Annotated in this window: 16 protein-coding genes; 8 read left to right on the top strand and 8 right to left on the bottom strand. The window is 68.6% G+C overall.

The genetic code is table 11. From position 1 onward, the window contains the following. The first annotated feature begins 69 nt into the window (after positions 1-69). The 7 genes from ABFX45_RS32055 to ABFX45_RS32025 all read left to right on the top strand — a co-directional run bounded on the left by ABFX45_RS32055 (position 70) and on the right by ABFX45_RS32025 (position 8,146). Complete coding sequence (locus tag ABFX45_RS32055) at positions 70-1,053, top strand: LacI family DNA-binding transcriptional regulator (protein ID WP_109634519.1); 984 nt, start codon at positions 70-72, stop codon at positions 1,051-1,053. Beyond that, the gene (locus ABFX45_RS32050) at positions 1,050-2,081 is read left to right on the top strand and encodes a class I mannose-6-phosphate isomerase (RefSeq protein ID WP_346134004.1); all 1,032 of its coding nucleotides are present in this window, start codon (positions 1,050-1,052) and stop codon (positions 2,079-2,081) included. The genes ABFX45_RS32055 and ABFX45_RS32050 overlap by 4 nt, the downstream gene beginning before the upstream one ends. Continuing rightward, a complete protein-coding gene (locus tag ABFX45_RS32045) occupies positions 2,078-2,842 on the top strand; it encodes an ATP-binding cassette domain-containing protein (protein ID WP_109634524.1) in 765 nt (254 codons plus the stop codon). The genes ABFX45_RS32050 and ABFX45_RS32045 overlap by 4 nt, the downstream gene beginning before the upstream one ends. Beyond that, positions 2,842-3,879, top strand: coding sequence for an ABC transporter permease (locus ABFX45_RS32040; RefSeq protein WP_109634527.1), 1,038 nt, complete (start codon positions 2,842-2,844; stop codon positions 3,877-3,879). The genes ABFX45_RS32045 and ABFX45_RS32040 overlap by 1 nt, the downstream gene beginning before the upstream one ends. Positions 3,880-3,896: 17 nt before the next feature. Then, entirely contained in the window at positions 3,897-4,871 is a 975-nt protein-coding gene (locus ABFX45_RS32035) for an ABC transporter substrate-binding protein (protein ID WP_109634530.1), read from the top strand. 199 nt (positions 4,872-5,070) lie between these two features. Further along, the gene (locus ABFX45_RS32030) at positions 5,071-6,594 is read left to right on the top strand and encodes an alpha/beta hydrolase (RefSeq protein ID WP_346134002.1); all 1,524 of its coding nucleotides are present in this window, start codon (positions 5,071-5,073) and stop codon (positions 6,592-6,594) included. A gap of 16 nt (positions 6,595-6,610) precedes the next feature. Further along, positions 6,611-8,146 carry an alpha/beta hydrolase gene (locus tag ABFX45_RS32025; protein ID WP_233439375.1) on the top strand — a complete coding sequence of 512 codons (1,536 nt, stop codon included), beginning with the start codon at positions 6,611-6,613 and terminating at the stop codon, positions 8,144-8,146. On the opposite strand, the gene ABFX45_RS32020 is transcribed toward ABFX45_RS32025, so the two are convergent. The 3 genes from ABFX45_RS32020 to wecB all read right to left on the bottom strand — a co-directional run bounded on the left by ABFX45_RS32020 (position 8,131) and on the right by wecB (position 11,803). Further along, positions 8,131-8,745 (bottom strand): hypothetical protein, encoded by a 615-nt coding sequence (locus ABFX45_RS32020; RefSeq protein WP_233439376.1) that lies wholly within the window; start codon positions 8,743-8,745, stop codon positions 8,131-8,133. The genes ABFX45_RS32025 and ABFX45_RS32020 overlap by 16 nt on opposite strands. Positions 8,746-8,756: 11 nt before the next feature. Continuing rightward, positions 8,757-10,475: a DUF2334 domain-containing protein gene (locus tag ABFX45_RS32015; protein WP_346133999.1), complete on the bottom strand. Its 1,719-nt coding sequence runs from the start codon at positions 10,473-10,475 to the stop codon at positions 8,757-8,759. Positions 10,476-10,546: 71 nt separating this feature from the next. Further along, a complete protein-coding gene (wecB, locus tag ABFX45_RS32010) occupies positions 10,547-11,803 on the bottom strand; it encodes a non-hydrolyzing UDP-N-acetylglucosamine 2-epimerase (protein ID WP_346133997.1) in 1,257 nt (418 codons plus the stop codon). 345 nt (positions 11,804-12,148) lie between these two features. Between wecB and ABFX45_RS32005 the strand changes: the two genes are divergently transcribed. Next, complete coding sequence (locus tag ABFX45_RS32005; RefSeq protein WP_109634540.1) at positions 12,149-13,465, top strand: glycosyltransferase family 2 protein; 1,317 nt, start codon at positions 12,149-12,151, stop codon at positions 13,463-13,465. Here the strand turns inward: ABFX45_RS32005 and ABFX45_RS32000 are convergent. The 5 genes from ABFX45_RS32000 to ABFX45_RS31980 form a co-directional block, all read right to left on the bottom strand. Next, complete coding sequence (locus ABFX45_RS32000) at positions 13,462-14,115, bottom strand: response regulator (RefSeq protein WP_109634542.1); 654 nt, start codon at positions 14,113-14,115, stop codon at positions 13,462-13,464. The genes ABFX45_RS32005 and ABFX45_RS32000 overlap by 4 nt on opposite strands. Next, the gene (locus tag ABFX45_RS31995) at positions 14,106-15,614 is read right to left on the bottom strand and encodes a sensor histidine kinase (RefSeq protein WP_346133995.1); all 1,509 of its coding nucleotides are present in this window, start codon (positions 15,612-15,614) and stop codon (positions 14,106-14,108) included. The genes ABFX45_RS32000 and ABFX45_RS31995 overlap by 10 nt, the downstream gene beginning before the upstream one ends. 143 nt (positions 15,615-15,757) lie before the next feature. Continuing rightward, positions 15,758-16,366 carry a hypothetical protein gene (locus tag ABFX45_RS31990; RefSeq protein WP_346133993.1) on the bottom strand — a complete coding sequence of 203 codons (609 nt, stop codon included), beginning with the start codon at positions 16,364-16,366 and terminating at the stop codon, positions 15,758-15,760. Continuing rightward, positions 16,363-17,313, bottom strand: a complete 951-nt coding sequence (gene meaB / locus ABFX45_RS31985) for a methylmalonyl Co-A mutase-associated GTPase MeaB (protein ID WP_346133991.1) — start codon at positions 17,311-17,313, stop codon at positions 16,363-16,365. The genes ABFX45_RS31990 and meaB overlap by 4 nt, the downstream gene beginning before the upstream one ends. Positions 17,314-17,433: 120 nt before the next feature. Then, positions 17,434-18,624, bottom strand: coding sequence for an acetyl-CoA C-acetyltransferase (locus ABFX45_RS31980; RefSeq protein ID WP_109634552.1), 1,191 nt, complete (start codon positions 18,622-18,624; stop codon positions 17,434-17,436). Positions 18,625-18,745 lie beyond the last annotated feature (121 nt).

Here is an 18,745-nt window from a genome sequence, read left to right as displayed (position 1 = left end):
ACGGCCACTATGACAACGTTGTCCCCCAGCGGACCGGCAACCGGTCAGCGCAAGGTCCGTCGAGCGACGATGAACGACGTCGCACGGCTGGCGGGCGTGAGCATCAAGACCGTCTCGCGCGTGGTCAACGACGAGCCGGGCGTGCATCCGTCCACCGCCGAGCGCGTGTTGGCCGCCATCGACCAGCTCGGGTTCCGGCGGAACCTGAGTGCCCGCAACCTGCGCCGCGGCTCGTCCACCGGCACCATCGGGCTCGTGCTGGAGGACGTCGGCAACCCGTTCTACTCCGGGGTCACCCGCGCTGTCGAGGAAATCGCGCGACTCAGGGGCAGACAGGTGATCTCCGGGTCGTCCGACGAAGATCCCGGCCGCGAACGCGAGCTGGCGCTGGAGTTCTGCTCCCGCCGGGTCGACGGGCTGCTGATCGTGCCCGCGGGGCTGCAGCACAGCTATCTGGTGCCGGAGATGCGCGCGGGCACGCCCGTGGTGTTCCTGGACCGGCCGGCGGGCGACGTCGTGGCGGACACCGTGCTGGTGGACAACATCGGTGGCACCGTGGAAGCCGTCACCCATCTGGCGGCACATGGACACCGCCGCATCGCGTTCCTCGGTGACGCGCCGGACATCTTCACCGCCAACGAGCGCCTCCGTGGTTACCGCGAGGGCTGTGTGCGTGCGGGCATCGGCTACCACGAGGAGCTCGTGGCGATGGGGCCGCACGACGAGAACAGCGTGGCGACCACGCTGCACCGGCTGCAGAACCTGCGTGAGCCCGCGACGGCGATCGTGGCCGGCAACAACCGCATCACCGTGCACATCCTGCGCGCGCTCGCAGGTTCCGCGGACCGCCCCGCCCTGGTGGGCTTCGACGACTTCGAGCTCGCCGACCTGCTGTCGCCGCCGGTGACCGTGATCGCGCACGACGCGAGTGCGCTCGGCAAGGCGGCCACCGATTTGTTGTTCGCCCGACTGGACGGCGACAACTCACCACCGCGCCGCGTCGTGCTGCCGGTGCGCTTGGTGCCACGAGGATCCGGGGAGGTCCACGCGTGAGTTCTGGTGTGCTCCACCAGCCTGTCAACCTGCCGGCCAACCAGCCGAAGCAGTTCTACCGCGGCGGCGAGGCGATCGCGGCGTTGCGCGGTGGCACGACCGGCGACTTCGGGCCCGAGGACTGGGTGGCCTCGACGACAACGCTGTACGGGCGCAGCGATGCCGGGTTGACAACGTTGCCAAACGGCGTGCTGCTGCGTGACGCCGTCGAGGCGGACCCGACCGGATGGCTCGGACCGGAGCACGTGGCGAAGTTCGGCGCGGACACGGCGTTGCTGGTGAAGCTGCTCGACGCGGGCCAGCGCCTGCCGGTGCACTGCCACCCGTCGAACGCCTTCGCGTCCTCACACCTGAACTGCCGCCACGGCAAGACGGAGGCGTGGATCGTCGTCGGCACGACCGGTGCGGACCCGACCGTCTACATCGGATTCCGCGACGACGTGCCGGCCGCCACCGTCGCCGAATGGGTGGCGGAGCAGGACACCAGGGCGATGCTCGACTCGCTCAACCCGATCTGCGTCCGGCCCGGAGACACGGTCTTCGTGCCCGCCGGTGTGCCGCACGCGATCGGCGAGGGCGTGTTCATCGTCGAGCTGCAGCAGCCGACCGACTTCTCGGTGACGCTGGAGTGGCAGGGGTTCCTGGCCAACGCCGACATCGGTCACCTCGGTCTCGGCTACGACGTCGCGCTGGACTGCGTCGACCGGCACGGCTGGAGCGGCCGGCTCGACCAGCTCGTGCGTCAGACGTCCGACAAATGGGCGCCGTCGGTCGATCTGCTCGGCCACGACGCCGACCCGTTCTTCCAGGCCGACCGCCTGCACGTGGAGGGTTCCCTCGCGCTGGAACCGTCGTTCGCCGTGCTGGTGGTGCTGGAGGGATCGGGCCAGCTCGGTGAGCTGGAGGTCCGCAAGGGCAGCACCGTCGTCGTGCCGCACGCGGCCGGCGAGCTGGGGCTGACCGGCGACCTGGTGGCGATCCGCTGCCGACCGCCCGTACTGTCCACAGTAGAGGATGTGTCGCCATGAGCGAGCCACTTCTCGAGGCTCGTGACCTCACGAAGAACTACGGCACCGTGGAAGCTCTCCGCGGTGCGTCGTTCACCGCCCACCCCGGCGAGGTCGTGTCGCTGATCGGCGACAACGGCGCGGGCAAGTCCACCCTGGTGAAGTGCATGTCCGGGGTGGAGCAGCCGACCAGCGGCACCCTGCTGTTCGACGGCAAGCCCATCGTGCTGAGCTCTCCCAACGACGCCCGCGACCGCGGCATCGAAACGGTGTTCCAGGACCTCGCGGTCGCGCCCGACCTCGACCCCGCCGCGAACATGTTCCTGGGCAGGGAGATCCTGAAGCCAGGTGTCCTCGGCTGGCTGGGCGTGCTCGACAAGAAGGCGATGCGCCGACAGGCGAAGGAGCACTTCACCCGGTTCGGCGCGTCCCTGCAGAGCATCGACGTGCCGATCGCGGCGTTGTCCGGTGGTCAGCGCCAGTCGGTCGCGGTCGCGCGTTCGGTGGCGTGGGCGTCGAAGCTCGTGTTCATGGACGAACCGACCGCCGCTCTCGGTGTGGTGCAACGGGAACGCGTGCTGGAGGTGATCAAGCGCGTGCGCGACGAAGGTGTCGCCGTGGTGCTGATCTCGCACAACATGCCCGAGGTGCTGTCGGTCTCCGACCGCGTCGAGGTGCTGCGCCTCGGCCGCCGCGTGGCCCGTTTCAAGGCCGCCGACACGACCGTTGAAGAGCTCGTCGGTGCAATGACCGGCGCACTGTCGCATGAGGACGCCGCCTGATGACCAGTACCAAAGAGACAACGTTGTCTACCGTGTCCGGCGAAACCCGCACCCCGCTCCTCAAGCGACTGACCGGTGCGAACACGCTGTGGATCGGCCTGGTGCTGCTCGTCCTGGTCGCGGTGTTCGGAGCGATCCGCCCGGACGCGGTGTTCCAGGTGACCACGCTGCAGTTCCTGCTCGCGGAAACCGCTGTGCTGCTGGTGCTCTCCGTCGGCATGACGTTCGTGATCATCACGTCAGGCATCGACCTGTCCGTCGGTTCGGTGCTGGTGTTCGCGTCCGTCTCGTCCGCGATGGCGATGAACGCGGTGTCCGGCGGGGACGCGACGAACGCGGGCTGGGGCGTCATCGGGTTCGGGCTGCTGGTCGCGTTGGTCAGCGGCGCGGCGTGGGGTCTGCTCAACGGCCTGTTGATCTCCCGTGCGAAGATCCCGGCGCTGATCGTGACCCTGGGTTCGTTCGGCGCGGCGCATGGCGCAGCCCTGTTGCTGAACAACGGTTCCAACGTGTCCGGCATCCCGGACAGGCTGAACCGCACCTTCGGCTCCGGCACGTGGTTCGGCATCCCGAACATCGTGATCGTGGCCGCGATCGTCACCGCTCTGGGCGTGCTTCTCCTGTCCACAACGCGTTTCGGGCGCTACACCTACGCGGTCGGCTCGAACGAGGAGGCGGCCAGGCGCGTCGGCATCTCGGTGCGCGGCCACCTCACGAAGGTGTACCTGCTCGCGGGCACCCTGGCCGGTCTCGCGGGCTTCATGGGCAACGCGTTCTTCCGCGTCGCGGTCGTCACCGGCCACGAGACGGACAACCTGAACGCGATCGCCGCCGTCGTACTGGGTGGCACCAGCATCTTCGGCGGCACTGGTTCGGTGCTGGGCACGGTGTTCGGCGTGTTCATCCCGGCGGTGTTGGAGAAGGGCCTCGTGATCATCGGGGTCAAGGAGTTCTGGCAGCCGATCGCCGTCGCGATCGTGCTGGTGGCCGCCGTGTGGCTGGACCAGACACGGCGGCGGGCGCGCAACCAACGTTAGGGAAAGGTGCTGGACCAATGAAGATCCGCTCCGCAGTGGCTCTCTCGGCCGCTTTCCTGCTCGCCGCGTGTGGTGGAGGCGGGCAGATCGGCGATTCGGGTTCGGGCAACTCCGCCGCGAACAAGAAGCTGGTGCTGATCCCCGGCATCACGGCGGAACCGTTCTACATCTCGATGCAGTGCGGTTTCGAGGAGGCGGCCAAGGCCGCCGGCTACGAGTTCGACACGCAGGCACCCGCCAAGTTCGACGCGGCCCAGCAGACCCCGATCGTCACGGGCGTCCTGGCCTCGAGGCCGGCGGCCGTGCTCATCGCGCCGACCGACGACAAGGCCATGGCGGGCCCGATGAAGCAGCTCAAGGACGCGGGCATCAAGGTCGTCGAGGTCGACACCAAGCTGCAGGACACCTCGATCGCCGTGTCCACGATCTCGTCCAACAACGAGCAGGGCGGCAAGCTCGCCGCCGAGACGCTCAACAAGCTCAGCGCCGGCAAGACCGGTTCGGTGCTGGTGCTGAACACCAAGGCGGGCACGTCAACGACGGACGCCCGCGCCAAGGGGTTCGAAGAGGAGATCAAGAAGTACTCGAACCTCAAGTACATCGGCCAGCAGTACACCGACAACGAGCCCGCCACGGCGGCGTCGAAGGTGACCGCGACGCTCGCGGCGAACCCCGACCTGATCGGTGTGTTCGCCACCAACCTGAACACCGGTGAGGGTGCGGCCACCGGTCTGCGCAACGCCGGCAAGACCGGTGCGGTGAACCTGGTCGGGTTCGACGCCTCGCCCAAGCAGGTGCAGGACCTGCAGGCGGGCACCGTGCAGGCGCTGATCGCCCAGGACCCGGCCACGATCGGCAAGCAGGGTGTCGAGCAGGCACTGGCCGCGATCGACGGCAAGGAGAACAAGCGGAACATCGAGACCGACCTGGTCGCGATCACGAAGGACGACGCGGAGAAGAACTCGAAGTACTTCTACAAGCAGTCCTGCTGAGCTCTCGCCTTCCAGGGCCGCCCTCCGCTGCGGAGGGCGGCCCTGTTGCGTCAGATGACGAACGTCATCAGGGGTTTCGCCGGTCGGCGTAAGACCCAAGTTGTAGGTGGTTGCCATCCTTAGGCCGATGTTCCCGTACCCCCGGACGCGATGAGCTGGGGTGCCGGCCGGGCTCGGCCGGTAGAAGGGGGACAACCGAATGCACCGCAGAAAACTGGCGGCAGCACTGGCCGCCGTCACCGCCACAGCGCTCATCGCACCACCCGCGCAGGCGGCCGCCACCCAGGAGATCCAGTGGCGGCAGTGCTTCGGCACCGTGCCGCCCGGCTTCCCACCAGGCTCGGAACGGCTGGAGTGCGGCAGCTTCACCGCGCCGATGGACTGGAACAACCCGAACAACGGCAAGACCATCACGATCGCGGTCAGCAGGCTCAGGCCCAAGAACGGCACGGCGAAGAGCACCGTCTTCACCAACCCCGGCGGGCCGGGCGGGCCGGGGCGCACGATGCCGCTGATCTACCTCGACCGGCCGAAGCTCAGCGAGAACGCCGAGATCATCGGCATCGACGTCCGCGGCACCGGCGCGAGCAGCAACGTCACCTGCGGGAACGTCAACCCGGTCGGCGTGACCGATCCGCGTGACCGCAGCAAGGCCAACCTCGACCTGCTCTACGGAGCCGTGGAGCTGCAGGCCGAGTTCTGCCAGACCAAGTCCGGTGAGCTCGGCCGGTACGTCACCACCGACCAGACGGTGAAGGACCTCGACCTGCTCAGGCAGGTACTGGGCAAGAAGAAGGTCAGCTGGCTCGGCTACTCCGGCGGCAGCTGGATGGGCGCCTACTACGCCACCTACTTCCCGAAGACCCTGGACCGGATCGTGCTCGACTCCAACGCCGAGTTCACCGGACCGTGGCAGGGCGTGTTCGACGACTGGGGCATGGGCTTCGAACGCCGGTTCCGCGTCGACTTCCTGCCGTGGGTGGCGAAGTACGACAACGTCTTCCACCTCGGCAAGACAGCGGAAGAGGTGCGCCAGGCCTACGAACGCACGCGCGCCAAGCTGGCCGAGCAACCCGTCACGCGACCGGAGGGCGTCTACTACCCGGTGACGCTCGACCTCCTGCTGCGGGGCTCGATCTACGACAAGTACAACTTCGCCGGTGCCGCCCAGACCCTCGCGGAGCTCGCGGGTGCGGTCCCGGCCCAGCTGACGGCACAGGCAAGCTACCCGGACGCCCAGGCGGGCACGGCGTACTCGATCGTCTGCAACGACATGCCGTTCCGCGGTGACCGCAGGTACCTGGAACGCGACGCGGCGCGCGACGGGGCGAAGTGGCCGCTCGTCGGCTACTACCAGATCATGGCTCCCTGTGCGTTCTGGGACCGCCCGAACGTGCAGCTGAAGCGCCCCACCGGCATCGGCGTCGCGACGACGTTGATGGTCCAGTCCGTGCGCGACCCGGCGACGCCGCTCGAAGGCGCGCAAAAAGCCCACCGGAACTTCAACAACTCCGTGCTGCTCACCGTTGAGGACGAGGGGGACCACGGCATCTACGGGTTCGGCAACGAGTGCGTGAACGACATCGTCGAGCGGTATCTCGTCGACGGCGTCGCGCCGACGAAAGACCTGACGTGTCCAGGGGTTCCGCTACCCGTTCCCGGCGAGACCGCGAAGAACTCGCTCACCAGGACGCGTGAGCTCGCCACCCAGCTCGGTTGGTAGAAGAGGGGGATGACCGATGCACCGCAAGAAAATGGCGGCCGCGCTAGCCGTCGTCACAGCGACATCACTGTTCGTCGCGCCACCGGCACAGGCCCAGAACCGCCTGGCCGACCAGGAGATCACGTGGCAGAAGTGCTTCGACCCGGTCCCGCCGGGCCTTCCGCCCGGCGCGGAACGACTGGAGTGCGGCAGCTTCACCGCGCCGATGGACTGGAACAACCCCGGCAACGGCAAGACCATCACCATCGCGGTCAGCCGCACGGTTCCGTTGACCGGCAAGGCGAAAACCACGATCTTCACCAACCCCGGCGGACCGGGAGGTGAGGGCCGCACCTTGCCGCTGGTCTACCTGAGCCGGCCGAAGCTCAGCGAGAACGCCGAGATCATCGGCATCGACGTCCGCGGCACCGGCGCCAGCAGCAACATCACGTGCGGGCTGTTCGACACGCTCGGCTCGACCGACCCGCGCGACCGCAGCAAGGCCAACCTGGACCTCATCTACAGCGGCATGGAGCTGCAGGCCAAGTTCTGCCAGACCAAGTCCGGCGAGTTCGGCAGGCACGTCACCACCGAGCAGACGGTGAAGGACCTGGACCTGCTCCGCCAGGTGCTGGGGCGCAAGAAGGTCGACTGGCTCGGCTACTCCGGCGGCAGCTGGATGGGCGCGTACTACGCGACCTACTTCCCGAAGACGCTCGACAAGATCGTCCTCGACTCCAACACCGAGTTCACCGCGCCGTGGCAGACGGTGTTCGGCGACTTCGGCATGGGCTTCGAGCGGCGGTTCCGCGTCGACTTCCTGCCGTGGGTGGCGAAGTACGACAACGTCTACCACCTCGGCAAGACAGCGGAAGAGGTGCGCCAGGTCTACGAGCGGACGCGCGAGAAGCTGACGGAACAGCCCGTCACGCTGCCGGACGGCACGTACTACCCGGTCACGTTGGACGTGGCGCTCTTCCGGGGCCAGTACAGCAAGTACGCGTTCGACGGCGCCGCGCGGAAGCTCGCGGAGCTGGCCGGCGCGGTGCCCCCGCAGGTGACGGCGCAGGCGAGCTACCCGGACGCGCAGACCGCCACGCTGTACACGATCCTGTGCAACGACACGCCGTTCCGCGGTGACCGCAGGTACTTGGAGCGTGACGCGGCACGTGACGGCGCGAGGTGGCCGCTGCTGGGCTACTACCAGTTCATGGGTCAGTGCGCGTACTGGGACCGCCCCAACGTGCAGTTGAAGCAGCCCACCGGCATCGGCGTCGCGCCGACCCTGATGGTGCAGTCCGAACGGGACGCCCCGACACCGATCGAGGGCGCGCGCAAGGCCCACGCCGGGTTCGCTGGCTCGCGGATGCTGACCGTGAAGGACGAGGGTGACCATGGCATCTACGGGTTCGACAACGCCTGCGTCAACGACGTCGTCGAGCGCTACCTCGTCGACCGCGTGACGCCGTCCGGTGACCTCTCCTGCCCCGGCGTGCCGTTGCCGGAGCCGGGACAGCAGCAGACCGGTGTGCTGGAGCAGGCGCGGAAACTGGCGGTTCAGCTCGGCTGGTGAATCTCCAGCACCGCCTCGGACAAGGTGGTGTACCAGGGACTCTCGGTGAACCGGGGGCCGGTCTCCTCGCCCAGGTAGAGGTCGAGGTGCCGGTCCCCGCCGAGCCCCGGCGTGAACTCGTCGGTGATCTCCCACGACGACGAGACGAGCTTCTGGCACACGGCGAAGTCGACGTTCGCACCCACCGGCGTCTGTCCACACGAGACGAGCTTGATCCGCGAACCGTGCCGGAGCCCGTCGGCGGCCGCGGAGACGAACGGCCGCAAGGGCCTGCCGAACGCGTCCCGCGGCGCGTCGTCCATCCAGTAGCCCTTGTCGTGGGACCAGTTGAGGTACCGGCCGGCGGAAGTACGGCCGGTACCTTCGTCCTTCACCGCCTTCGCGAACGACTGCGGGAACGTGCCGAGCAACTCGTCGCCGTGCTCGCAGTCGATCACCGGGCACCCGCGCACGGGCACCGCGGGTCCACTGTGGAACCGCTCGACCGCCGTGTAGTAGACGGTCACCCGCCAGCCCTCGTCCGTGCCACCGGAAGCGGGCGGGCCGTCCTGGCCGGCAGCACAGCCGGCCAGGACCAGCACCGCCCACAACCAGCGCACAGCACCTCCTGTCAGCCCGCCATCACGGTGCCGACGGACACGAACGTGTAGCCCGCGTTCTTCAACCCCTGCACGGTGTCGCGCAGGTACGCCGTACCGAGGTACGGGTGGTAGAAGAAGCTCGCGACACCATCATCGACCACCTTGAGCTGTTGCGCCGTCTTGACCAGGTCGGCGGGCAGCCGGGCGGGGTGGTTGTTGAACGGCTCGGGCTCGACGTTGCCCACCGCTTCCGGCGCCACCACGGAGCCGTAGATGTCGCGGACCAGGTACGGGAAGTACTGGCCGTAGATCTTGTCGTACTGCGGCGTGCCGGTGCCGCACGCGCCACCGGGGCAGTACCCGCCGAAGTACAGGCCGCGGTCGTAGCGCTTGCCGAAGTTCTGCTGGATGACCTCGTAGTCCACGGCCGACGCGGCGTAGTGCGGCGGCTCGAAGATGGCCGGACGGGCGAACCCGGCCTGGGCGAACGCCGTCGTCGCCGAGTTGATCCGGCCCTGCATCCACGCCGCCGAGTCACCGGGCACCGGGCCGTCGTAGATCACGCTGTCGTTCTCGTTGACGTGCGCCGTGTAGAACTCGAAGTCGTTGCCGCTGACGCCGTCGTACGGGTTGATCAGCTTCTCGTACTGGTGCGTGTAGCCGTGCATCAGGATCGTGCCGCCGCGGTTCTGCATGTACCGCAGCGCGCTGATCACGTCCGGGCGCTCCGCCAGGGTGTAGGACTCGGCCACGCCGTTGTTCTCCACGCCGTACGGGTTCTCGTACCTCGGGTACGCCGCGATGCTGAACGGAATCCGTTGGCGGTACAGGTAGTCCGCGATCGCGCGCAGCTCGCCGGGGTCGGCGTCGGGGCCGACGTCCTCGATGCGCACCAGAGCGCGCTTGCGGTCGGCCATCGCCGGGTTCGACACGCGCGAGATCAGGTCGGCGGCGGCCAGGTAGCGGTCACCGTGGTCGACGTAGCTGAACGGGATCTCGCCGATGTAGGTGAGGTTCTTCGCCTTGGTCGCCCAGTTGATCGGTCCGGCGGCGGAACCTGTCGCGATCGCCGGGGCCGACGCGATCGCCGGGTTGGTGATCGACGTGATCATCAGGCCGGACGGGGTCGCGAGCGGGTTGCGGCCGAGGTCGGTGTTCTCGTACCGGACCGTGGTCGCGGCACCGGTGTCGTACTGGACCCAGTTCCAGCCGTAGGTCGTCTGGAAGCTCGGCGCGCGGGCGGTGAGCTGCCAGATGTTGTGCGCCATCCACAGCACCGGCTTGGTGGTCGCCAGCACGTCGTCGAGGAACGCCAGCGGGATCGGCTCGTCGTAGGTCGAGCCGATGTAGATCACGCCGGTGTAGCCGGAGATCTCACCGGCGGCGTAGGAGCCGACCGGGTGCATGACGTACGAGCTGCCGTGCGAGGCGAGGTTGCCCGCCTGCACCGCGTACGCCTCGCCGAGCCACGCCCACGGCCCGGTGTTGTCGTACAGGATCAACGTCTTCTGGCTCGACCTCGCACCGGGCGCGCCGCCACCGTTCGTGCCGGCGGTGGCGGCCCGGGTCGAGGTCGGCCCGAGCGTGCCGAGCACCGTCGAGATCAGGCCGGGTTGAGTGGTGCGCTTGGTGATGCGCGAGCTGGTGCGCGATGGCGTGGTGTCCGGCGTCGGTGGCGCGGGCAGCACGTTGTCGACGATCTCACCGAGCTTCAGGCCGAGCCTGAGATCCGCCTGTGCAGCGGGCACGGGAATCATGGAAACCGCGAGGGCAGTCACGATCACTTTGGCCGCGACGCGCACTCTGAACAGTCGGCCTCTCATGCCACATCCACCTCTCCCGACACGCGAACGCTCACGCTGCCGGCGTAAGGAGCAAACTCAACGGGTCGCTGCTGCTGCAGGCCCAGCAGCCAGGCCAATGCCTGTTCGGTGCGCACGGACGCGAGCCCGTCGCCGAACGGGTTGCCGTCAGCGGTCATCGCCTCGCGTGCGGAGGGGTTGTCGAGCAGCCGGACGGTGAGCGACGTGATGCGCTCGCGGTCGGTGCCGACGAGCACGGCGCAGCCCGCGTTGACCGCCTCCATCCGCTCGGTCACGTCCCGCAGCACCAGTGCGGGAACACCGAACGACGGCGCCTCCTCCTGGATGCCACCGGAGTCCGAGAGCACCAGCGTGCACTGCGCGAGCAACCGCGCCATCTGCGCGTACGGCAGCGGATCGGTGATCGTCACGTGCCCGACGCCGCCCAGCACGTCCTGAACCTGCCTGCGCACAGCGGGATTCGGGTGTGCCGGAAGCACCACCTCGACATCGGGACGGGCTTCGACGATGTCGGCCACCGCGCGCAGCACGTGGTCGAGCGGCTCGCCCCACGACTCACGGCGGTGCGCGGTGACCAGCACGAGCCGCGACTGTCCCGAGTGGACTCTGTTCTCGATCTCCTGCAGCCGCGCGTCCCCGTACGGAGCACGTCTGGCGGCGACGTCGAGCACGGCGTCCACCACCGTGTTTCCGATGGTCAGGACGTTGTTGCCCTGCAACGACTCCGAGGCGAGGTGCGCGGTGGCGTCCGCGGTCGGCGCGAGGTGCAGCGAGGCCAGCTGGCCGACCATCTTGCGGTTCCCCTCCTCTGGAAACGGCGAGGTCAGGTCGTACGACCGCAGTCCGGCTTCCAGGTGCACGACCGGGATCTGATGCCAGAACGCGGCGAGCGCGCCCGCGAGGGTCGTCGTCGTGTCGCCCTGCACGAGCACCGCGGCAGGCGCGCGTTCGGTGAAGAGCCGGTCGAGCTCCTCGATCAGCTGGCTCGTCAGCTCGGCCTGCCCGCCCGTGACGCGGTTCAGCTTGAGCCGGACGTCCGGCACGAAGCCGAACGACTCCAGGGCCTGGTCGACCATCTCCGGGTGCTGCCCCGAGTTCACCAGCACGGGCCGGATGCGCCCGCCCGAGAACATCGCGGCGGCGACCGGAGCCATCTTCACCGCTTCCGGGCGCGTTCCCGCAACCAGGAACACCTCGGGCACCTCACCCCGGCAGAACTGCCGAGGCCCGGGCACAAGGGCAGTTGGTCCCATCTTTTACCTCTTCGGACTCTCAGGCACGCGCGGCGAACGTGCGCCATCACAGACGCGACTCGATCATCGCTGACAATCAATTGGGTCCCGCCCCGCGCGGGTACCGCCATATCGGTGATTCGCTTTTAGAACTTCGTGCAACGAAGCTCCATTCGTCCCCGATATGGCCGGTTGACGCTCCGCTCTGTCTGCCCCTAGTCTCGCCTCGAACACCAGCTCCTGGCCTTGCTGTCTGGTATCTCGCACCGGCCCAGCGCATCGTTACCAGGAGCCAGCAATGACTCAACTTCACATCCGGTTGGCTGTGGTTGCCACAACAACCGCTTTTGTAGACAGGTTTGTGTCATGAGCGACACGACGCAATTCGCGACGTTCATGCTCGTCTTGCTCGTGTTTTGGCCCAGTTACAACCTGGTGCTCGCACTGTTCGTCTGGTGGCGTCCGAAACCAGGCGGACCAGAAGTGCCTTCACGGCATCCGCTGCAGTATTGGATCATCATTCCGGCGCTGAACGAGGAACGTGTTGTCGCAAACACCGTTCGTTCCGCACTGGCGCTCGACGGCGCGCGCACACCGGTCCAGGTCGTCGTCGTGGACGACGGCTCGGACGACGGCACGCCGCACGTGCTCGCCGAGATCGACGACCACCGACTGCACGTGCTGCGCCGCAACCTGCCCGATGCCCGAAAGGGCAAGGGTGAGGCGCTGAACCACGCGTTCCGGTACGTCCGCGGCATCGCCGAGGAGACCGGCACGGTGCACCGCACGGTCATCGGCGTGATCGACGGCGACGGCCGCGGCGCGCCCGGCATGCTGTCCGAGATCACGTCGTACTTCGGGCAGCGCGACGTGGGCGCCGTGCAGTGCCGCGTCCGCATCCACAACCGCACCAACCTGCTGGCGTTCCTGCAGGACCTGGAGTTCAGCTGCGTCGTGGACGCGTCGCAGTCGCTGCGGGACGTCGTCGGCACGGTGGGGCTCGGCGGCAACGGCCAGTTCGTGCGGCTCGCCACGCTGATGCAGCTCGGCGACGCGCCCTGGTCGGCGTGCCTGGTCGAGGACCTGGAGCTGGGCCTGCGCGTGCACCTCACCGGCCAGCGCATCCGGTACGCCACCCACGCGACGATCACCCAGCAGGGCCTGGTCGACGTCAACCGCCTGCTGCGCCAGCGGACCCGGTGGGGCCAGGGCAACCTGCAGTGCCTCGGGTACGTGCCGAAGCTGCTCAGGGCCAAGCACGTGGGATCCGTAGCGTTGCTGGAGTTCCTGCAGTACCTGCTGACGCCGTGGCTGGTCGCGCCGATGACGCTGCTCATCACCGCGTTGGTGGGCATCAACTTCTACGCGCAGTTCAGCGGTCACAGCATCGGCAGCCTCACCGTGAACAGCGGGAACACCTTGCTGGCACTGGCGATCTGGCTCGTGGCGCTGGTGCTGCCCGGCCTGATCTGGGGCGTGGTGCACCGGCTGAAGCACGGCGACGAGCCGATGTGGCGGTGCCTCGCGGTCGGTCTCGCCTATCCGGCCTTCCTGATCCTGGGCTCGATCTCGACGTTGCGCGCGCTGTACCGGCACGTCGCGGGGCGCAAGTCGTGGGCCAAGACGGAACGGTTGGTGGAGAAGGAATCCCCGGCCTCGAAGCCGGTTCCTCGGGTGGCCTAGAAGGTGCCGGGGTGGGTGCGTCTGCGCCGGGCCGCGTAGACGCCCGCCTCGGTCCGGCGGTCGAAGCCGAGCTTGTGCAGCAGGGAGGACACGTAGTTCTTCACGGTCTTCTCGGCGAGGAAGAGCCGGTTGGCGATCTGCCGGTTCGTCATGCCCTCGGCGATGAGGTCGAGGATCCGGCGTTCCTGCGGGCTCAGCGCGGCATAGCGCGGATCCTCCTCCGGCCCGCCCCTCAGGCGTTGCAGGACGGTCGCCGTGACACCGGCGTGCAGCAGCGAACCGCCGGACGCGAGCGTGCGGACGGCGGCCACGAGATCGTTGCCGCTGACCTCTTTCAGCATGTACCCGGACGCGCCGGCCATGATCGCGCCGAACAACGCCTCGTCGTCCGAATAGGACGTTAGCATCAGGCACGCCGGCGGCGGCTGCACCAGGCTCCTGATCTCGCGGCACACGGTGACCCCGTCGCCGTCGGGCAGGCGCACGTCGATGATCGCCACGTCGGGTTTGAGCCTCGGTGCCAGCGCGATCGCGGCGGTGGCGCTGTCCGCCTGTCCCACCACGGCTATGTCGTCGGCCTGGGCCAGCAACTGCACCAGCCCGCGCCGCACGATCTCGTGGTCGTCCACCAACAGCACCGCTATCGCCATCTCGCCTCCTGCAGCACCAGCGGGACGAACCACGTGATGCTCACGCCCGCACCGGGGATCGAGTCCACCGCGCAGTCGCCGTGGTGACGCCGCGCCCGAGCCGCCATGTTCGCGAGTCCCCCCGCGTGGTGGGGCATGCCCGGGCAATCGTCAGTCAACGGCAAGCCTCTGCCGTCGTCCTTGACCACGAGCTCCAGCCGGGTCATCGTGCGGTTCACGCTCACGGCGACAGCCACGTGCCGCGCTCTCGCATGACGCACAACGTTCGTGAGCGCCTCTCGGAGCGTGGCCAGCAGATCGGGACGTAGCTGGTCCGGCACCACCGTGTCCAGCGGCCCTTCCAGCGACACGTCCGGCTCGAAGCCGAGCAGCCGCGCGGACTCGTGCACCGCGTTGAGCAGCTGCCCGCGCAGGCTCGCACCGCCGGACGGTGGTTCCTGCAGGGAGAAGATGGTTCTGCGGATCTCGCGGATCGTCTGGTCGACCTCCCGCACGAACCCGCTGATCCGCTCGGTGAGCTCGGGCCTGCCGCTCGTCCCGGTCAGCCCCTGCAGGCCCAGTCCGAGCCCGAACAGGCGCTGGATGACCAGGTCGTGGAGATCCCGCGCGATGCGGTCGCGTTCCTCCAGCACCGCGAGGCGTTCGGTGTCGCCCTGGGCGCGGGTGAACTCCAGGACGAGTGCGGCCTGGGAGGCGAAGGCCTCGATCAGTTCCGGGTCGTCGAACGTGGGCTCGCCCTTGGGTCGCGCCACGATCAGGACGCCGAGCGTGCGGTCTCCCACCGTCAGCGGCACGACCGCGCACGGCCCCGGCACGCTCGGGACCTTGCCCTCCTCGTGGCACTCGGCCTGACCGGACTCGTAAACGCGGTAGCTGACCGTGCCCTCTCTGGGGACGCGCATGCCTTCGGCGTCGTAGGAGCCGCCGTCGGTGACCTCGATGACCAGGTTGCCATTGTGGTCCGGCAGCACGACCGCGGCGAAGTTGGCGTCGGCGGTCCTACGGGCTGTTTTCGCGACCAGATAGAGCGCTTCACGGCCGTTCGTGCCCATCAGCAGTTTGGTCGTCACCTCGGCGGCGGCGCGCAGCCACACCTCACGCTTGCGCGTCTGCTCGTAGCGGTTGAGGTGCTCGATGGCCGAGCCCGCCGCCGTGGCCAGGGCGGTGAGGATGTCGCCGTCCCGGTCGGTGAACTCGGGCTTTCCGGCCAGGAAGAGGTTGCCGAAGGTCTCGTCGTGAACCATGACGGGGGCGCCCAGGAAGTCCGCTACGCCGATCGAGCGCGGGTCACCGGACGTGATATGGGCCTGGCCGTCCGTGCGGGTGAACTCCAGCAGCTCGCGGTGGCCGCCGATCACGGCCAGGGCGCCGTACGGGGCCTCGATCAGGTCACACGCGGCCTCGACCACGTGTCGCAGCAGCTCGGGAAGGGTGTCGTCGTCGGCGAACGACAGCACGACGTCCAGCACTCGCTGTTCTGTGCTCACGTTGCCGCCCACGGCTTCACCCCTTCGGGGGGAGAGAAGTGACACCGCACGAACGACTGAGAGTAACTCCTCTCAGTAGTCAAAGGGGAGGCCCATCACCGCAAACGGTGAAAACGAGAACTACTCAGAGTAGAGGCCGGACTCATTTGGACGAATCAGTGCAACCCGACGCTGAAGCCCTCGTCGATCACCCCGCGGTAGATCTGCGGCGCGAACGTCCGCAGCCCGTGGTCGATCGGAGCGATGAACCCGGCCGAGTCGCCGAGGGGCAGCCGGTACCCGTTCTGCACCCGGTGGAACTCCCACAGCGGCTCCATCGTCGGGTGTGCCGGCCGGAACCGCTGCGGGTCGCGCGGGTGCAGGTCGACCCGGACCAGAGTGCGCCTGACCAGCGCGTCCGCGAGCTGAACTGCGCGCTCCTGCGTGCGTGAGATCGAAACGGCGCCGAGCTCCTGCCAGCCGACGGCCCACGGCATGCCCTGCGGGTCGTCGAGGCGGATGCCCTGCTGCTCGATGATCAGTTTGCGGGGCCGCGAGATGGTCTTCCACTTCACCACTGCCATCACGCCGATGCCGGTGAAGGCGACGCCGATGATGCCCGCGATGATCCCGCCGACCGGCTCACCGTCCGCGAACGCGCTGACGGCGCCGATCAGGGCGAGGATGCCGAGGCCACCGGCGACCGAGCCGCCGATGAGCACCTTGCGGGTGTCGCTCTTGCCGAGGTCGACGACGACAGGTGGAGGCGGTCCCCAAGCGGTCATTCCCGCAGGTTACCGCTGATCAACTGCTCCGCGGCGGCGAACGGGTCCAGCTCGCCGGACACCACGCGCTTGGCCAGCTGGTCCACCGCGCCGAACCGCGTTCGCACACGTTCGACCGCGATCGCCTCGATCTCGGCGGCCGCGCGACGCAGCCGGCGCTCCTCGAGTTCGCCGTGCGAGGCCATCCACTCCTGGTGCTCAGCGATGGCCTCGACGACGCGGTCCAGGCCTTCCATGCGGGCGGCGACCGTCTTCACGACGGGCGGGCGCCACAACGGGCCTTCCCGGTCACGGCGGCCCAGCGAGATCATGTACTTGAGGTCGCGCGCGGTCTGGTCGGCGCCGTCGCGGTCGGCCTTGTTGACCACGAACACGTCGGCGATCTCCAGGATGCCCGCCTTGGCTGCCTGGATGCCGTCGCCCATGCCGGGCGCGAGCAGCACCAGCGTCGTGTCGGCCAGCGCCGCGATCTCGACCTCGGACTGACCGACACCGACCGTCTCGACCAGGATCACGTCGAAGCCCGCCGCGTCGAGCACGCGCAACGCCTGCGGGGTGGCCCAGGACAGCCCGCCGAGGTGCCCGCGCGTGGCCATGGAACGGATGAAGACGCCGGAGTCGGTGGCGTGGTCGCCCATCCGCACGCGGTCGCCCAGCAGAGCACCGCCGGAGAACGGGCTGGACGGGTCGACGGCCACCACCGCGACCCGCTTGCCCTGGTCGCGGAAGGCGCGCACCAGAGCGTTCGTGGAGGTCGACTTGCCGACGCCGGGGGCGCCGGTGATGCCGACGACCCGGGCGTGCCCCGTGTGGGGCGCGAGAGCCGCGGCCACCTCCGGCAGCGCGGAACTCCCCTGCTCCACCAGGGAGATCAGCCTGGCGACCGCGCGCGGTTCGCCGTCACGCGCGCGGTCGACCAGTCCTGCTACGTCAACAGCCTTGGCCACAAGCGAGAACCCTAGTGCGCTGACCACAATCCTCACCGACCGCTTCCGGCGCTCAGCGGGGCACCGCGCGGTGCCGACCTGACCGGCGAAATCGGCCGGCGAGGGTCGGTGGTCAACGCACTAGGCCTTCTTGGGCACGCGGATGATCAGAGCGTCGCCCTGACCACCGCCACCGCACAGCGCCGCGGCACCCACGCCGCCGCCACGCCGCTGCAGCTCCAGAGCGAGGTGCAGGGCGATGCGGGCACCGGACATGCCGATCGGGTGGCCGAGCGCGATGGCGCCGCCGTTGACGTTGACCTTGTCCTCGGAGATTCCGAGCTGACGGGTCGACACGAGGCCGACCGCCGCGAACGCCTCGTTGATCTCGACCAGGTCGAGGTCGGTGGGCTCGATGCCCTCCTTGGCGCAGGCGGCCTTGATGGCGTTGGACGGCTGCTCGTGCAGCGAGGCGTCGGGGCCGGCGACGACGCCGTGCGCGCCGATCTCCGCGATCCACTCGAGGCCCAGTTCCTCGGCCTTCGCCTTGCTCATCACGACCACAGCGGCGGCGCCGTCGGAGATCTGCGACGCCGAACCCGCGGTGATGGTGCCGTCCGCGGCGAACGCGGGACGCAGCTTGCCCAGGGTCTCCACCGTGGTGTCGCCGCGCACGCCCTCGTCCGTGCTGAACAGGATCGGGTCACCCTTGCGCTGCGGGATCGCGACCGGCGCGATCTCGGCTGCGAAGACGCCGTTCTCGGCGGCCTTCGCGGCGAGCTGGTGCGAACGCGCGGAGAACGCGTCCTGCTCCTCGCGAGTGACGCCGTAGCGGGCGTTGTACTTCTCGGTCGACGAGCCCATCGCGACCTGGTCGAACGCGCAGAACAGGCCGTCGTGCGCCATGTGGTCCTGCAACTGCACGTCGCCGTACTTGAACCCGCTGCGCGACTTCGGCAGCAGGTGCGGCGCCTGCGTCATCGACTCCTGGCCACCGGCCACGACGACGTCGAACTCACCCGCGCGGATGAGCTGGTCGGCCAGCGCGATCGCGTCGATGCCCGACAGGCACACCTTGTTGATCGTCAGCGCGGGAACGCTCATCGGAATCCCGGCGGCGGCCGCGGCCTGGCGGGCGGGGATCTGGCCGGCGCCGGCGGTGAGCACCTGACCCATGATCACGTACTGCACCTGCTCGGGAGCCACACCCGCGCGTTCCAGTGCCGCCTTGATCGCGACGCCGCCGAGCTGGGCGCCGGAGAAATCCTTGAGCGATCCGAGCAGTCGCCCCATCGGGGTGCGCGCCCCGGCGACGATGACGGAACCGGACACAGCTGCCTCCATGGAAGAGCGAACGGTCGTTAACTGAGCACCATACCCGCGGCTACTGGGCGGTAATTCTGTGAGACCACGCACAGAGGCACCTGCACCGATCAGGTGGTTACCCTCCATG

Origin of the sequence: Lentzea roselyniae, from assembly GCF_039537795.1 — a bacterium.
GTDB classification, from domain to species: domain Bacteria; phylum Actinomycetota; class Actinomycetes; order Mycobacteriales; family Pseudonocardiaceae; genus Lentzea; species Lentzea atacamensis.
The sequence above is the reverse complement of the archived record's forward strand: the minus strand, read 5'-3'. Positions and strand labels throughout refer to the sequence as shown.

Coding starts and splice junctions, on each gene's coding strand:
- ABFX45_RS32055 (WP_109634519.1), top strand. CDS start 70: ATGAACGACGTCGCACGGCTGGCGGGCGTGAGCATCAAGACCGTCTCG.
- wecB (WP_346133997.1), bottom strand. CDS start 11,803: ATGGGACCAACTGCCCTTGTGCCCGGGCCTCGGCAGTTCTGCCGGGGT.
- ABFX45_RS32025 (WP_233439375.1), top strand. CDS start 6,611: ATGCACCGCAAGAAAATGGCGGCCGCGCTAGCCGTCGTCACAGCGACA.
- ABFX45_RS32035 (WP_109634530.1), top strand. CDS start 3,897: ATGAAGATCCGCTCCGCAGTGGCTCTCTCGGCCGCTTTCCTGCTCGCC.
- ABFX45_RS32040 (WP_109634527.1), top strand. CDS start 2,842: ATGACCAGTACCAAAGAGACAACGTTGTCTACCGTGTCCGGCGAAACC.
- ABFX45_RS32005 (WP_109634540.1), top strand. CDS start 12,149: ATGAGCGACACGACGCAATTCGCGACGTTCATGCTCGTCTTGCTCGTG.
- ABFX45_RS32030 (WP_346134002.1), top strand. CDS start 5,071: ATGCACCGCAGAAAACTGGCGGCAGCACTGGCCGCCGTCACCGCCACA.
- ABFX45_RS32045 (WP_109634524.1), top strand. CDS start 2,078: ATGAGCGAGCCACTTCTCGAGGCTCGTGACCTCACGAAGAACTACGGC.
- ABFX45_RS32000 (WP_109634542.1), bottom strand. CDS start 14,115: ATGGCGATAGCGGTGCTGTTGGTGGACGACCACGAGATCGTGCGGCGC.
- ABFX45_RS31990 (WP_346133993.1), bottom strand. CDS start 16,366: ATGACCGCTTGGGGACCGCCTCCACCTGTCGTCGTCGACCTCGGCAAG.